Source organism: Brevibacillus sp. MCWH (assembly GCF_013096935.1).
In the GTDB taxonomy this organism is placed as follows: Bacteria; Bacillota; Bacilli; order Brevibacillales; family Brevibacillaceae; genus Brevibacillus; species Brevibacillus aydinogluensis.
In genome coordinates, this window is the sequence record NZ_SDLF01000007.1 from 23,910 (window position 1) to 38,666 (window position 14,757).

Below are 14,757 nucleotides of genomic sequence, written 5' to 3' on the forward strand. Positions count from 1 at the left end.
GTACCGGCAGTTTGTACCAGTATATGGGGACGAGTCGTTTGGTAGTACCGAAACTGTCCGATGGCGACTAGCTAGTCGTTTGTCGTCTCTTCCGCTTTTCCGAACAGGGCGGACGCCTCCATCCGGGCTTCCTCGATGTTCAGGTTGACAGGCGGCTCAGGCAGATCACTCAATTCCCGCAGCCCGAAATGTTCCAAAAACTCCTTGGTCGTGGCGTAGAGGATCGGCCGCCCCACGCCTTCCGCCCGGCCCGCTTCACGGATCAGCTGTTTGGAGAGCAGCGTGTTCAGCGCCTTTTCGCACTTCACGCCGCGTATCTCCTCGATTTCCGAGCGGGTGATAGGCTGCTTGTACGCGATGATTGCCAGCGTCTCCAGCGCCGCCTGGGACAATGTGGACTGGCTCGGCGACGAGGCCAGCCGTTCAAAATAGGGGGCGTGTTCCGGCAGGGTGGTCAGTTGGTAGGCGCGGGCCACCTCCACGATCTGAATGCCGCGTCCCGCCCGGCGAAAATCTGCTTTCATGTCCTCGATCAAATCGACGATGGTATCTTCCGGCACTTCGACAATCTCGCTGATTTGCTTGGCGTCAATGCCCTCGTCGCCCGAGATGAACAGCAAGCCCTCGATGACGCCCTTCAGCTTGTCATAGTCCATCAGCTTGGGCTCCTTTCTCCGTATTCTCGCAGATCATGATGTCGTGAAACAGCTTGTGCTGCACGCAGGTAACGTGTTTGGCCTTCATCAGCTCCAACAGGGCGAGAAACGTGGTGACGATCTCCGTACGCGACGCCCCTGGTGAAAAAAGCTGAAAAAAGCGGATCATGCCGCCGCCCACCCGCAAAAGCTGCCGGATGTCCTGCATTCTGTCCTTGATGGAAATTTCATCACGCGACACCTTGGCAATCGGGTCTTTCTCCTTGACCCGTTTCACCAGCTTTTCCAGTGCGCTCAGCAGGTCGTACAGGGTGACGTCATTGATCGTCTGCTCCTCTTCGCGGACGTAGGGAGACAAGTCTTCCGCCGGACGCGTAAACACCTGGTTGCGCCCTGTCTCCATCTCGCGGAGCTGATCGGCCAACAGCTTGTACCGTTTGTACTCCAGCAGCCGCTGCACCAGCTCTTCCCGCGGGTCTGCCTCTTCCACGTCCATGTCCAACAGCGGTTGAAACACGTGCTCTTCCTTGCGCGGCAGCAGCATTTTGCTTTTGATCGACAACAGTGTGGCCGCCATCACGACGAATTCGCTGGCCACATCCAGCTGAAGCTGCTGCATCGTGTCGATCGTCGCCAGATACTGTTCGGTAATCTCCGCAATCGGGATATCGTAGATGTCTACCTCCGCCTTTTCGATCAGGTGCAGGAGCAGGTCGAGCGGGCCTTCAAAGGAATCTAGTTTGATGCTGTATGACACAAGTAACTCCCTCGTTTCCCACTGGCTAGAACAGCGATAAGATGGCGGTAGCCGCATCTGCCACCAACGAGATGGTCATGCTCAGCGGCGTATTGAGAATCAGGCCCCGCAGCGCCGGCAGGAAGATGAGCAGCAGCAGAAGCCACGGTCCGTATACCTCCAGTTTGTAAAAGAATCCGTCCCAGCGGCGCGGCGATAGAAACCGGACGATTTTGGAGCCGTCCAGGGGATGAATCGGCAGCAGGTTGAACACGAACAGCGCACAGTTGATGAGCACGCAGTTAAACAGCGTTTCATGAATGGCGATAGCAGCCTTTTCGTGCATGCCCATCAACATGTACGACTTCATCACCCAGCCGTAGATCGTCATGAAGAAAACAGCCAGCACGAGGTTGATCAGCGGGCCGGCCGCCGACACGTAGACGATCCCCAGCCGTTTGTTGCCGCGGAATTGCAGTGGATTGATCGGCACGGGCTTGGCCCAGCCAAACGGTCCGAACAAAATCAAAATCAGCCCGAATGGGTCAATGTGGGGAATCGGATTGAGCGTCAGACGCCCTTCCCGCTTGGCCGTGTCATCCCCCAGCTTCCAGGCCACGTAGGCGTGCGCCCACTCGTGCAGCGTAAAGGCGATGACGAACGCAATCAAGCGAAACGGCACCGTTTCCCACTCAAAATGAAACAGATCCGAAAAGTCCATTCCGTTCTCCTCCGAAAAAATCGCTATCTTCTAGCATACCAGCAGACTGGGAGGGATACAACCCCGAGTGCATGGGAGAACGGGGCTCTATCGACAAGCAGCACAAAATCCCCTCCGGCAGACCGGCTTCGCCCTGTACGCACCTGGGCGTTTCCCGCAGTCCACCGCGAGGGGATTTGATGAATGCAACGGATATGCTCCCTTGCCGCTATTCAGCGAACACTTCCACTTTTTCCATTCTGTCGCCTTGCTTGATCGCATCCACGTGCTCCATGCCTTTCGTCACGCGGCCGAAAACGGTATGAACGCCGTCCAGGTGGGGGAAGGAGTCGTAGCAGATGAAGAACTGGCTTCCGCCCGTATCCTTGCCCGCGTGCGCCATCGACAGGGAGCCGCGCAGATGCTTGTGCGGATTGCCTTCGGTCTCGCACTTGATGGTGTAGCCCGGACCGCCGGTTCCTGTGCCGTACGGGCATCCGCCCTGCGCCACGAATCCGGGGATGACGCGGTGGAACGTCAGGCCGTTGTAGAATCCCGAATTTGCCAGTTTTTCAAAATTGGCCACTGTTCCCGGCGCTTCCTGATCGAACAGTTCCAGCTCGATCTGGTTGCCGTTTTCCATGGTGATCAACGCTTTTTTCATTCTATTGCCTCCAGACGTGGGAAGAGTCATAACGCCCCCATTTTACCACGCTGCACTTCCCTCGTCCAATCTCTTCCGCTGCTGTCTTAGCGCAGCACTTCAGCACATGTGGGAAGCAGGTCGTGACGGATCAGATCGGCGAAGCTCTCCCGCTTCACCACCAGCTGCGCTTCGCCGTCCTTGACAAAGACGACCGCAGGGCGCGGAATCCGGTTGTAGTTGTTGGCCATGGCGTAGCCGTAAGCGCCAGTGCTGGTGACAGCCAGGATGTCGCCCGCTTGTGCCGGCGGCAGTGTAACATCCCAGATCAGCATGTCCCCCGTCTCGCAGCATTTGCCCGCAATCGAGACCTGTTCCGTCGCCGGTTCGTTCATGCGGTTGGCGACAGCCGCCTCGTATTGGGCCTGGTACAGCGCCGGCCGCAGGTTGTCGGTCATCCCGCCGTCCACGGCCAGGTATTTGCGCACGTCAGGAATCTCCTTGCGAGAGCCGATGCGATACAACGTGGTGCCTGCCTCTCCGACAATGCTGCGGCCCGGTTCGATCCACAGCTCCGGCAGCGGGATGTCACGGGCAGTCAGTTCCTGCCGCACGGCTGTCGTGATTGCTTTGACGTACTCCTCTGGCGGAAGCGGCGTGTCCCCCTCCACATAGCGGATGCCGAAGCCGCCGCCAACGTTCAGCACTTGCGGAAGATAGCCAAACCGCTCTTTTGCTTCCAGAAGCAGTTCTGCCAGTCGCTCAACGGCGATGATAAAGCCGTCCGTCTCGAAGATTTGTGAGCCGATATGGCTGTGTACGCCGAGCAGGTTCAGCCAGTCGCTTTCGTGGGCCTGCTTGATCGCGTCCAATGCCTGCCCGCTCTTGACATCAAACCCGAATTTGGAATCCTGCTGGCCGGTGGAAATGTATTCGTGCGTATGCGCCTCTACACCGGGCGTCACGCGCAGGAGCACCGCCACCTTCTCATTTCGCTCCTCGCCCAACTGCCGGAGGATGTCCAGCTCGTAAAAATTGTCGACGACGAAACAGCCGATGCCGGCATCCAACGCCATCGTAATCTCTTCCAATGATTTATTGTTGCCGTGGAAGTGAATCCGCTCGGCGGGAAACCCGGCCTGCAGGGCGGTGTACAATTCGCCGCCGGAGACGACGTCGAGCGACAGTCCTTCCTCCTCCACCAGCTTGCACATGGCCATGGTGCAAAACGCCTTGCTTGCGTAGGCGACCTGAAAACGGAACCCGGACTGGCGGAACGCCTCCATGTACGCCCGGCATTTGCTGCGAATCAGCGCTTCATCGTACACGTACAATGGCGTCCCGTACCGGACAGCCAGCTCCGTGACGTCACAGCCACCTATTTCCAAATGTCCCCGTTCGTTTACTCGACTGGTCCCGTGCAAAAACATCCCCAAATCCTCTCCAATCTCCTGCTGCATACCGTGCGGTTGCGTTGTGTCTTTATACATAAAGGCAACTGAGCGCAATTGGCCAGTTGCCGTAACCACCTAGCATCCGAGGCTTACCATTCAATTTACTACAATAAAGTGCGTTTGACAATGGGTTAGGGCTTAATTGTCAGAAAATTCCCCGGCAGTCTACTGCCGTGACGAGTCGGAGGAACGGACAATGCTCGGCCGCTTGTTTTTCATCGGCACGGCCATGCGGATCACCACGTCCTTCATCGCCTTGTAGTTGAACGGAATAAACGGCCAGAGGTACGGGGTATCCAGCGAGCGGGTGGCGGCCAATCCCACCAGTACGACGGTCAGCCCAATCATCAGTCCGGCCGTGGAAAAGAAGCCGACCATCAGAATGAGGAAGAGGCGGACAAGCCGATTGGCCTGCGCCAGTTCATAACTGGGGGTGGCAAACATGCCGACGGCGGCCACCGCCAGGTAGAGGATCACTTCAGGCGCGAACAGCCCCACCTTGATCGCTACTTCCCCCACCAGAATCGCCGCCAGCAAGCCCATCGCGATTGACAGCGGCTGCGGCGTGTGAATCGCCGCCATCCGCATCAGATCGAGTCCCAATTCCGCCAGGACAAACTGCCCCAAGAGCGGAATTTCCGCCTTTTTCTTAATGCCGATATAAGCAAGCTGATCCGGTATCATCGAAGGGTGCATCGCCAGCAGCAGCCAGACTGGCAGCAGAAAGACAGAGGCGAAGATTCCAAAAAAGCGCACCCAGCGCAGATAGGCACCGACGACAGGGGTCTGGCGATACTCCTCGGCGTGCTGGACGTGATGAAAATAGGTGGCGGGCGTGATCATGACGCTCGGCGACGTGTCCACGTAGATCAGTACGTGTCCCTCCAGCAGATGAACCGCCGCCACGTCCGGCCGCTCCGTATAGCGGACGAGGGGAAACGGGTTCAGCGTTTTGCCGATGATGAATTCCTCCACGGTTTTTTCCGCCATCGGAATACCGTCAATCTGGATATTTTGCAGACGCTGTCTCAGCTTCTGGATCAATCCCTCGTTGGCCACATCCTTCAGGTAGGCGAGAGCCACGTCGGTTTTGGTCCGCTCCCCAATCTGCATGATTTCAAAACGCAGCCGTTCGTCCCGAATCCGCCGCCGCGTCAGAGCGGTGTTGGTCACCAGCGTTTCCGTAAACCCGTCGTGGGCGCCGCGAACGATTCGCTCCGTATCCGGCTCTTCCGGCTGACGCGTGGGCAGTTCCTTGGCGTCCATAATGATCGCTTCCGTCGACCGGTCGATGATAATTCCCACCTGGCCCACGAGGAGCTTGTCCAAAAACTCGTCGGTGGTGGACACTTTGGTCAGCTGAAAAAACGGGATGTACTTGTGGTACAAATGTTCGAGTACGTTGGACTGCATGTCCCGCTCCCGCAAATCGTTCAGGTCGCGCATTACCTGAACGACGATGTCGGAACTGGCAAAGCCGTTTATGTAGTACAGCAGGAGACGCGTGCCGCCCACGGTAAACTCGTGCACACCCACATCAAAACTGACCCCCACCCCCAGCTTTTCATTCAGATACTCCTTGTTCTCGTCCACGAATTCCGAGATGGGGCGCCGTTTCGTCGCGACTTTCTGTGCCATGGGAACCGCTCCTTTCCAGTATCCATTTCACCGCTCTCAATGTGACCGGGCACCCCTTGTGCAGGTGATCCCTGCCCTGCATCTTGCCGATGTCCCCGATGCCGATGATGTTGGGCACCTGCAGCTCGTTGAGGACGTCAACCGTATCTCCGTAGATGCGGTTTTCCAGCGAGTCATCGGGAAAACCATTCTTGTCCACTGCCTCGTCTACAATCCGCTCCCGGTTGTCCACCGAGACCTTCACTGACGCCCCCCTCACCCCTTTGGTGTTGGAGGCGACGGCGATGGCGCCCAGGACTTCTATATCGGGATGCCCGACCACGTATTCGAGTGCCCGTTCGCCCTGGCCACGTCCGACGTCGCCGTTGTCGTCAAACATGACCAGCACCGGATCGGAGGCAGCCGTTTTGATCAGTTCCACGATCTGCTTGCCGGACAGAGGCGTGGGATTTCCCGCTGACAGGGAAATGGCGCGGCCGCCGATCTGACGTGCTACGGCCTCTACCGCTTTTTGCGCGACGTGATCACCGTCGGTCACCAGAATGACTTTTCGCCGTTGTCCGCGCATGAGGATCACCGTCCCGCTGCATCGGTATTTCAGCCTTTGGGTTTGAAGACAAGTGATGCCAAAAAGCCAAACGCGATCGCCGCAGAAATCCCGGCGCTGGTAACCTCGAATATACCGGTGATGACGCCGATCAGTCCGTGTTGTTCCGCTTCGCTGATCGCTCCGTGATACAGCGCATGGCCAAAGCTGGTGATCGGCACAGTGGCTCCGGCGCCGGCAAAGTCGATCAGCTTGTCGTACACGCCGATGAAGTCCAGAACGACACCGGAGACGACCAGCGTGCTCATGACATGGGCGGGAGTCAGTTTGGCGACGTCCATGAGCAGTTGGCCCACGACGCAGATCAATCCGCCCACCACGAATGCGATGAGGTATTCCATTACGCTTCTCCTCCTTCCAACGCCACGGCGTGGGCGATGCACGGGATGGAATTGCCCTGCTGGTAGCTGACCGGGCTTAACAACGCGCCGGTGGCACACACCAGCACTTTTTTCAGCAGCCCTTTGTTCAGCTGGTCGACGATGTAGCCGTAGGTGACCACGGCACTGCTGGCACAGCCGCTGCCGCCCGCGAACACCTCCTGTTCGGGTGAGTACACCATTAAGCCGCAGTCGTTGTATACGCCTTCCATGTCATACCCTTCCCGCTGCATCCATTCCTTGACGATTGGATACCCGACCGATGCCAGGTCACCCGTGACGATCAAATCGTAATCGCGCGGAGTTCGGCCGGTGTCGGTGAAATGAGTCTGCAAGGTAGAGACGGCAGCGGGCGCCATCGCCGACCCCATGTCAAACGGGTCCTTCACTCCCATGTCCACCACTTTGCCGATGGTCGCATAGGTAATACGCGGCCCGTTTCCGCCGATACCGACCAGTCCCGCCCCCGCTCCCGTCACGGTCCACTGGGCAGACGGAGGCTTTTGTCCGCCGTACTCGGTCGGATAGCGGTATTGACGCTCGGCTGTCGCGTTGTGGCTGCTGCAGGCGGCAATCGCCCGGTTGACGTAGCCGGCGTTCACCAGCGCTGCCGCGTTCGCCAGAGTGAGCATGGAGGTGGAACAAGCGCCGTACATGCCCATGAGCGGGATGACCAGCTGCTCTGCCGTGAAGTTGGTCGTAATGTTTTGGTTTAAAAGGTCACCGGCGATGATCACGTCGACATCCTGTTCGGTCAGCCCCGCCTTGTCCAGAGCAAGCTGCACCGCATCCTCCATCAATTGACGCTCTGCATCCTCCCAGCAATCCTGGCCGGCATACATGTCGTCGTATACCTTGTCAAAATAGGTCCCTAGCGGCCCTTCCCCTTCCTTGGGGCCGACCGCAGTCGCCGAAGACACAAGCCGCACGTCCCTGGTGAACTGCCAGGTTTGCCGGCTAACCCGGAATTCCCCTGCTTGGCTGCCCACGATACGTCCCCCCTTACGTGAACATCTTCCAGAGTGTCTTCAAGATGCCCGCGACAAAGGCGGCCACCACGCCAAACACGATGACGGAACCGGCCAGCTTGAACATGTTGCCGCCGACCCCCAGCACATATCCCTCGCTGCGATGCTCAATCGCGGCAGAGGCGATCGAATTGGCAAACCCGGTTACCGGCACTGCAGAGCCGGCTCCCGCATACTGGCCGATGTTGTCGTAGATGCCCAGGCCGGTCAGCAGCACGGACAAAAAAATCAGGGTGGCCACGGTCGGATTGCTTGCTGTTTTTTCGGTAAATCCGAAAAAGCTGATATACATGTTCTGCAAGATTTGTCCCAAGAGGCAGATCGTCCCGCCTACCCAAAAGGCGCGCAGCGAATTGAGCAGGACGTTTCGCTTTGGCTGGTATTTGGCCGCCTGTTGCTGATACAGTTGCTTCGTCATGGGCATCGAATTGGACGTTTTCGTCTTGGTCCCCACCTTGATCACTCCTTATTGATTCATAAGTGCAGTGCTGCCACTCCTGACCGCATGCATATGGCATATCCATATGATTCCAATTACGATTCACTTCTATGAATGGATGTGTTTTCCATCATAGTGCGCGATTACAAGTGAAACAGCCACTGCAGCAGTGAACCGCCAATCTTTCCGAACACCATCGCCATCAGCAGGACAATCAGCTTATCGTCCACGTTCAGCCTTTTCGCCAAGATCGGAAACACGTTCAGCACCTCGGTCAATCCCGCCGCCAGCATGCCCACGAACACGCCGGCGATGATGCCGTACAGGGAAGTGATCACCAGCGGCAGACGCGCCACCCATTGAAAAAAGTCAGCCAAGGTAAAAAATAGGGCACCGGCCACGAGCGCCCATTCCAGCGCCTGAATGTAGCGCTTGGCATTGGTCAGCTGCGCCAGCCGCGGAATGATGTCCAGCACGGTGATAAAGGCGACGAATCCGCTGCCGACGGCCACTCCCCCTCCCAGTCCGATCAGCACCAGCAGCAGATAGTGCCAGACGTTCATGTCTTGGTCCGCTCGTTTTCCTTGTTTTCGTGCTGGATGTAATACTGATCCAGGCTTTGCTGATACATGAACAACTCCACTTCCAGCGGACTGGGCTCTTCTGTAATCCGTTTTTTAAACAAATGATTAAAAAACAGGATCATCCCCAGTCCGATTCCGATCGAATAGGGGATTTGCAGCCACAGCGGCTGCTCGCTCGCCTGCCCGGTGATCAGGTAGTGGATCCGCTGATGAACCTGCAGCATGCTCACGTCCGTATGAAAGTTCATGATCGCCAGACCCGACCCGACAAACAGCAGCAGCCATACTGCGGCTACCAGCACCAGCTTGGGCCGTTTCCGCGGGTTGAGCACTTCCACGATGATTTGCGCCGCTCCCTGAATCTCCAGCGGGGTTTCCGGGTAGGCGGTCCGGATCTTGCGAATCACCTGCATGATGTCGATGATGATCAGATCGCCGTCTTCCGGCTGCACGCGATAGACAGGCATTCTCGCTAATGCCTTCTCCCGTTCCCCGTCCCAGTAGAGCTGGCAGATGTCTCCCAGGGTGATCACCGCCTGCGGTTTGACAGACAGCCGTTTTCGCAGTCGCAGATACAAAGGTTCTTGCACGTCCACCCCTCCTTTGTGCCCTGCCGATCTTTCGCTAGTATGCGCCGTTTGCCGGTCCTATCATGCAGTTGCAGCCTCACACTTTATCGCGCATAAAAAAAGACCAGACGAGCTTACTGCTCAATCTGGTCCCTGATTGTTTGCAAGATGCGCTTCTCCAGCCGCGACACCTGCACTTGCGAGATGCCCAGCCGCTCTGCCACTTCCGATTGGGTCTGATCCTTGTAGTAGCGCAGATAGACGATCAGCTGCTCCCGCTCGTTCAGCCGGCTGATAGCGTCCTTCAGCGCAATTTTTTCAAACCATCGGTTGACGCCTTCATCGGCAATCTGGTCAATCAGCGTAATCGGATCACCGTCGTTTTCAAACACCGTCTCGTGAATCGACGACGGCGCCCTGCTCGCTTCCTGAGCCAGCACCACCTCTTCCGGCGTAATGCCCACAGCCTCCGCCACTTCCGAAATGGTCGGCGCCCGGCCGTACGTTTTATACAGCTCGTCTTTTGCCCGCCGCACCTTGTTGGCCGTCTCCTTGAGAGAGCGGCTCACCTTGACCGTCCCGTCGTCGCGCAAAAACCGCTGAATTTCCCCGATGATCATCGGCACGGCGTAGGTGGAAAATTTGACGTCGTACGCCAGGTCAAACTTGTCCACGGCCTTCAGCAAGCCGATGCATCCAATCTGGAACAGGTCGTCCGCCTCGTAGCCGCGGTTGATAAAGCGCTGGACGACCGACCACACCAGCCGGATGTTGCTGTTGACGAGCAGCTCGCGGGCTTCAGCATCTCCCTTCTGGCTCTTGGCAATCAATTCCTTCACTTGATCATTGGTCAGAAAAGGCTGACTGGCATTTTTGATATCGGCACCCATTGGCACTACCCCTAATTTTGCAAGGCTTTGGCACACGAAAGGCGTTTGGTCAGGCGAACGGTGGTTCCTTTTCCGACGGCGGTCACCACCTCCAGTGTGTCCATGAAATTTTCCATGATCGTAAAGCCCATTCCGGAGCGTTCCAGTTCCGGCTTGCTGGTGTAGAGCGGCTGCATGGCCAGATCGACGTCCTCGATGCCTTTGCCCTGGTCTTCTACCAGCAGATCGACCAGGCCGTCTTCGATGCTGACAGAGATGCGGACCACGCCTTCAGCGTTTTCCTCGTACCCGTGAATGATCGCGTTGGTAACAGCCTCGGACACAACCGTTTTGATCTCTTCCAACTCTTCGACCGTCACATCCCATTGCGAGATGAACGATGCGACGGCCACACGGGCAAACGCTTCGTTTTGGCTCAGGGCAGCAAACGAGACCGTCATGAAATTGCGCGTGGTCATCTTACGCCACCCCCAGTACATGCAGCGCTTCCGCTTCGCTTTCGCGGAACTTGATCACCTTGAACAGGCCTGACATCTCAAAAATCCGGTAGATGGTCGGATTGATCGAACATACGACCATTTCGCCGGAGCGGGCAGATATTTGCTTGTAACGGCCGAGAATGACTCCGATGCCAGAGCTGTCCATGAACGCCAAATCGGCCAGACTGAGTACGATGTGGCGTATATGCGTATTGCGCAGAATCCCATCCACCGTGCTGCGCAACTCTTCCGCCGTGTGGTGATCCAGTTCTCCCTGCAAACGGACGACCAGCACGTCCTGCTTGGTCTCCGTGGCGATGCGTAGACTCATGGCTGACACACTCTCCTTCATCCCGTAGTTCTCTCTCTTTTCTGTCCGGCGTGTTCCATTTCCTGCCATGCGACAAAAGAACAAAAAAATCGAGCAGCCGAAGGTCACATTCGTGGCAACTCGATTCTTTTCGCGATCGTGCTGACAGTTCAATAGCCAATCAAGACGTGTTTTGTGGTTCGCTTGAGAATCTCCCACATGCCTGCCTTCTCTATCGATTGCTCCGGATAGAGATCAATACGGCTTACTTCTTTGCCTTCCTTGTTTCGGATGAAGATGTGACCGACAACCTGGTCTTTGCTGATGGGCGCATTTACCGTCTGATTCAGGACGACCTCCCTGGTGTAGTGATCAGGCGATTCGCCCCGCTTCATCAGCAGACTGACCGCTTGCGGTGTAATGACATTGACCTGCGGCAGTTTTCCCTTGTCCACGGTGATCGGCTGCACCACTTCTCCCTTTTTATAGACCGGCTGCACCTGGAAGTGGGTAAACGCGTAGGTGAACAGCGTGGCCACTTCCGCATTGCGCGTCTTGGTATCGGGTTCTCCCATCACGACGGCGATCACCCGCATGTTGTTGCGCTTGGCAGTTGCCGTCAGACAGTATTTCGCTTCGCTGGTGTAACCTGTCTTCAGCCCGTCCACCCCTTCGTAAAACCGGACGAGGCGGTTGGTGTTGACCAGCCAGAACGGATTGTCCGTGTCTTTTCGCAAATAGTCCTGATAGGTCCCGGTATATTTGGTAATCAGTTCGTGTTTTAACAGCTCGCGGGACATAATCGCAATGTCCATCGCCGAGGAGTAATGATTGGGGGCCGGCAGACCGTTGGAATTCACAAAATGGGTATTCTTCATGCCGAGCTGCTTGGCCCGCTCGTTCATCCGGGCCACGAATGCCTCTTCTGTGCCGGCCAGATGCTCGGCCATGGCGACAGAGGCGTCATTGCCGGACGCGATTGCGATACCCTTGATCATGTCTTCGACGGTCATTTCTTCTCCGGGCTGCAAAAAGATTTGTGAGCCCCCCATCGACGCCGCCCGTTCGCTGGTGCGAACCTTGTCGGTCAGCTTGATCTCGCCTCGATCCAGCGCTTCCATGATCAGCAGCAGCGTCATCACTTTGGTGATGCTGGCCGGAGGCAGTTTTTCATGCGCGTTTTTCTCGAACAGAACGGTGCCCGTATCCGCTTCCATCAAGATGGCGGACGTCGCGTGCGGCGCGAAATTCATCTCCTTTTGATCGGGGGCGGGTTTTTCATTGGCTGCCGCCGCCATTGGAGAAAAGAAAGCAACACATGTGATGAGCACAGACAGACCCAGATTCAGCGTCCTTTTCATAGCATTCCCTTCCCTCCATTCATGGTTTTATTCTGACCAATCAAACAGGAAAATATTCACATGGAAGGCAACAGCGGTTTTCCGAGAGCGAAACGCTTCACACGGGACAGGCAGCTCCCACCACTACCTTTCCCATTTTTGCTAAAGAAAAGCCCCCTTCGCCCGGGCGAAAGGGGACCGCATTCAGATCACAAACTTGCGAACGTTGTCGGACAATTCATCCGCCAGTGATTTCAGTTGTTCCACATTTTGACTGATCCGCGCAATGGCGTTCAGCTGTTCGTCGACCGTTTCCACGACGCCGCCAAGCGACTGATTGATCTCATCTGACATGGCGGAGAGCCGGTGCATCGAGCTGGTAACCACCTGGTTGCCGGCGGCCATCTCTTCTGACGCGGCCGACATCGCTTCGCTCTGTTCCGCCGCCGATTGAATGTCGGCGACGATGTGCTGGAAGGCAACACCCACTGACTCTACGGACTGAAGTCCATTGTTGACCATCGCGACGATCTCGTCCATATGGCTGCTCATCCCCATCGCGTCGTTGTTGATTGAATGGGCAATGGAGGCGATGTGTTCAGAGAAGGCACTGCTCTCTTCCGCCAGCTTGCGGACTTCGCTGGCGACGACGGCAAAACCGCGTCCCGCTTCGCCGGCGCGGGCAGCCTCGATTGTCGCATTGAGCGCCAGCAGGTTGGTCTGCGCGGCGATGTTTCTGATCATCTCCACGATGCTGGTAATCTGGCGGGCCCGGTCTCGTAGGCCATGCATCTGACGGGCCGTCTGCTCCACTTCACCGGTCGCGTGCCGGACGGTGGAGATGACATTTTCCACCAGTTCCAATCCGTCCGAAGCCCGCTCGAAGGTGCGTGTCGTGGCCAGCGTCGTCGATTCCGCCGCTACTGCCACTTGTTCCACCCCTTGCGAAATCTCCGACACGGTACGGACGGCAGCCGCCACTTCACCCGTTTGCAGGGCGACCCGCTCGGAAATGGTGGAGACGTTGTCCGTGATCAGCTGAATCGCCCCTTTGTTTTGCTGGGCGAAGGCCGACAACTCGTCGGCGGCGTCGTTCAAACGGGCGGCTTGTCCCTGCACGAGCGAGATCAGCGTGCGCAGTTCCGCCACCATTTCGTTCATTTTTCGGCCCACCATGGCCAGTTCGTCGCTGCCTTTGACCTCGATCTCCACGTCAAACCGGCCGGAACCGATGCGCTCCATGTCCTTGGCGATCGCGTACAGCGACCTGCGGATGCGCTTGGCGAACCACCAGATCAGCATGGACGACAGGGCAATGGCAGGCAGGCTGATGAGGGCGAAGTAAAGCCCCATACCGTTTACGTCTCCGTACACCTCGTCGATGCCCGTAGTCAGGACGACACTCCAGCCGATCGACGGGATAGGCGCCAGTGCCGCAAAGGAGTCCAGCCCGTCTGCTTCATACAACAAGCTGCTGCTTTGCTTTTGTCCTGCCAACTCGAGCATCTCCTCGTAGTCGCCGTTTTCGGCAAGGGAAAGCTTTCCGTTTTGCCCGGGGTCGCGGTGAGCAATGACCAGCCCGTCCGGCCGGACCACAAACGCATACCCGTTCTGCATGAACGGAATCGCCTCTACCTTGTTGATGATCGGCTCAATCGTAAAGCCGACTACCAGCACGCGAGAGGTATCCTTGTTTTTCTCGCCGACCGGTGTGGCGATGTAGAGATAGCTTCTGTCACCGCCCAGCACGATCTCTTCATCCGAGACGACTGGGGCCTCTGTCGACACGACCTGTTGAACGAACTTCTTCTGCCTGAAATCCGTCTCAACCCGCCCCGTTAGCGAGTACAGCGCTTTTCCGCTGGCCGTATCCACCAGGTAGATTTTCGCAATCTCCTTGTGGCTTTGCCGCAGCAGTTGGAACTGCTCCTTAATCAGCGGCTCCATCTCCGTCATCATCACGCGCTTAGACGCCGTCTCCCGTGCAGAGTCCATCATTTCCACGATCCAGTCCTCCATGCTGGCGGCATGCTGTTCCGCCAGCATTTTCGCCTGGGTGGACGTGATCCCGATCAGCGTCGACTTGGACAGGGACAGCGCTATAAATTGAAGAGAACCGATAATGACCAAAACAAGAACAATGCCAAACGCAATCATTTTGGTGGCAAGCGAACCCTGGAGCTGTCCCTTGAACGACTCCAGCACCCGGGGCGTATTCCGCAGCCAACTCGGCAATGTTTCCTTGCGCACTCCTCGCAGACGCATGTCCCGAAAATGCGGCAGTCGCAGTTTTTTCATGAGCCA

17 protein-coding genes are annotated in these 14,757 nt (G+C 57.0%); all 17 read right to left on the minus strand.

Going from position 1 to position 14,757, the window contains the following annotated elements; all coding sequences use genetic code 11:
* Window positions 1-71: 71 nt before the first annotated feature.
* Window positions 72-656 (minus strand): SMC-Scp complex subunit ScpB, encoded by a 585-nt coding sequence (scpB, locus tag ETC00_RS08375; protein WP_171565545.1) that lies wholly within the window; start codon window positions 654-656, stop codon window positions 72-74.
* On the minus strand, window positions 646-1,413 hold the full coding sequence (locus tag ETC00_RS08380; protein WP_171565546.1) for a segregation and condensation protein A: 768 nt from the start codon (window positions 1,411-1,413) through the stop codon (window positions 646-648). The genes scpB and ETC00_RS08380 overlap by 11 nt, the downstream gene beginning before the upstream one ends.
* 25 nt (window positions 1,414-1,438) lie before the next feature.
* Window positions 1,439-2,113: a site-2 protease family protein gene (locus ETC00_RS08385; protein WP_171565547.1), complete on the minus strand. Its 675-nt coding sequence runs from the start codon at window positions 2,111-2,113 to the stop codon at window positions 1,439-1,441.
* 208 nt (window positions 2,114-2,321) lie between these two features.
* Window positions 2,322-2,756 (minus strand): peptidylprolyl isomerase, encoded by a 435-nt coding sequence (locus tag ETC00_RS08390; protein WP_029099542.1) that lies wholly within the window; start codon window positions 2,754-2,756, stop codon window positions 2,322-2,324.
* Between the two features lie 86 nt (window positions 2,757-2,842).
* Window positions 2,843-4,165 carry a diaminopimelate decarboxylase gene (lysA, locus tag ETC00_RS08395; RefSeq protein ID WP_171565548.1) on the minus strand — a complete coding sequence of 441 codons (1,323 nt, stop codon included), beginning with the start codon at window positions 4,163-4,165 and terminating at the stop codon, window positions 2,843-2,845.
* Window positions 4,166-4,354: 189 nt separating this feature from the next.
* On the minus strand, window positions 4,355-5,827 hold the full coding sequence (locus ETC00_RS08400) for a spore germination protein (protein WP_171565549.1): 1,473 nt from the start codon (window positions 5,825-5,827) through the stop codon (window positions 4,355-4,357).
* On the minus strand, window positions 5,754-6,395 hold the full coding sequence (gene spoVAEA, locus ETC00_RS08405; RefSeq protein WP_171565550.1) for a stage V sporulation protein SpoVABEA: 642 nt from the start codon (window positions 6,393-6,395) through the stop codon (window positions 5,754-5,756). The genes ETC00_RS08400 and spoVAEA overlap by 74 nt, the downstream gene beginning before the upstream one ends.
* Window positions 6,396-6,424: 29 nt before the next feature.
* Window positions 6,425-6,775, minus strand: a complete 351-nt coding sequence (gene spoVAE / locus ETC00_RS08410; RefSeq protein ID WP_171565551.1) for a stage V sporulation protein AE — start codon at window positions 6,773-6,775, stop codon at window positions 6,425-6,427.
* The gene (gene spoVAD, locus ETC00_RS08415) at window positions 6,775-7,803 is read right to left on the minus strand and encodes a stage V sporulation protein AD (protein ID WP_171565552.1); all 1,029 of its coding nucleotides are present in this window, start codon (window positions 7,801-7,803) and stop codon (window positions 6,775-6,777) included. The genes spoVAE and spoVAD overlap by 1 nt, the downstream gene beginning before the upstream one ends.
* A gap of 13 nt (window positions 7,804-7,816) precedes the next feature.
* Complete coding sequence (spoVAC, locus tag ETC00_RS08420) at window positions 7,817-8,296, minus strand: stage V sporulation protein AC (protein WP_171565553.1); 480 nt, start codon at window positions 8,294-8,296, stop codon at window positions 7,817-7,819.
* 128 nt (window positions 8,297-8,424) lie between these two features.
* Window positions 8,425-8,844 (minus strand): stage V sporulation protein AB, encoded by a 420-nt coding sequence (locus ETC00_RS08425; protein ID WP_171565554.1) that lies wholly within the window; start codon window positions 8,842-8,844, stop codon window positions 8,425-8,427.
* Window positions 8,841-9,455 (minus strand): stage V sporulation protein AA, encoded by a 615-nt coding sequence (locus ETC00_RS08430; protein ID WP_171565555.1) that lies wholly within the window; start codon window positions 9,453-9,455, stop codon window positions 8,841-8,843. The genes ETC00_RS08425 and ETC00_RS08430 overlap by 4 nt, the downstream gene beginning before the upstream one ends.
* Before the next feature lie 113 nt (window positions 9,456-9,568).
* Window positions 9,569-10,324 carry an RNA polymerase sporulation sigma factor SigF gene (gene sigF / locus ETC00_RS08435; RefSeq protein WP_171565556.1) on the minus strand — a complete coding sequence of 252 codons (756 nt, stop codon included), beginning with the start codon at window positions 10,322-10,324 and terminating at the stop codon, window positions 9,569-9,571.
* 11 nt (window positions 10,325-10,335) lie between these two features.
* The gene (gene spoIIAB, locus ETC00_RS08440) at window positions 10,336-10,782 is read right to left on the minus strand and encodes an anti-sigma F factor (protein ID WP_171565557.1); all 447 of its coding nucleotides are present in this window, start codon (window positions 10,780-10,782) and stop codon (window positions 10,336-10,338) included.
* Between the two features lies 1 nt (window position 10,783).
* Window positions 10,784-11,134 (minus strand): anti-sigma F factor antagonist, encoded by a 351-nt coding sequence (spoIIAA, locus tag ETC00_RS08445; RefSeq protein ID WP_171565558.1) that lies wholly within the window; start codon window positions 11,132-11,134, stop codon window positions 10,784-10,786.
* Window positions 11,135-11,283: 149 nt separating this feature from the next.
* Complete coding sequence (locus ETC00_RS08450) at window positions 11,284-12,474, minus strand: D-alanyl-D-alanine carboxypeptidase family protein (protein ID WP_171565559.1); 1,191 nt, start codon at window positions 12,472-12,474, stop codon at window positions 11,284-11,286.
* 183 nt (window positions 12,475-12,657) lie between these two features.
* Window positions 12,658-14,751 (minus strand): methyl-accepting chemotaxis protein, encoded by a 2,094-nt coding sequence (locus ETC00_RS08455; protein WP_253264268.1) that lies wholly within the window; start codon window positions 14,749-14,751, stop codon window positions 12,658-12,660.
* Window positions 14,752-14,757 lie beyond the last annotated feature (6 nt).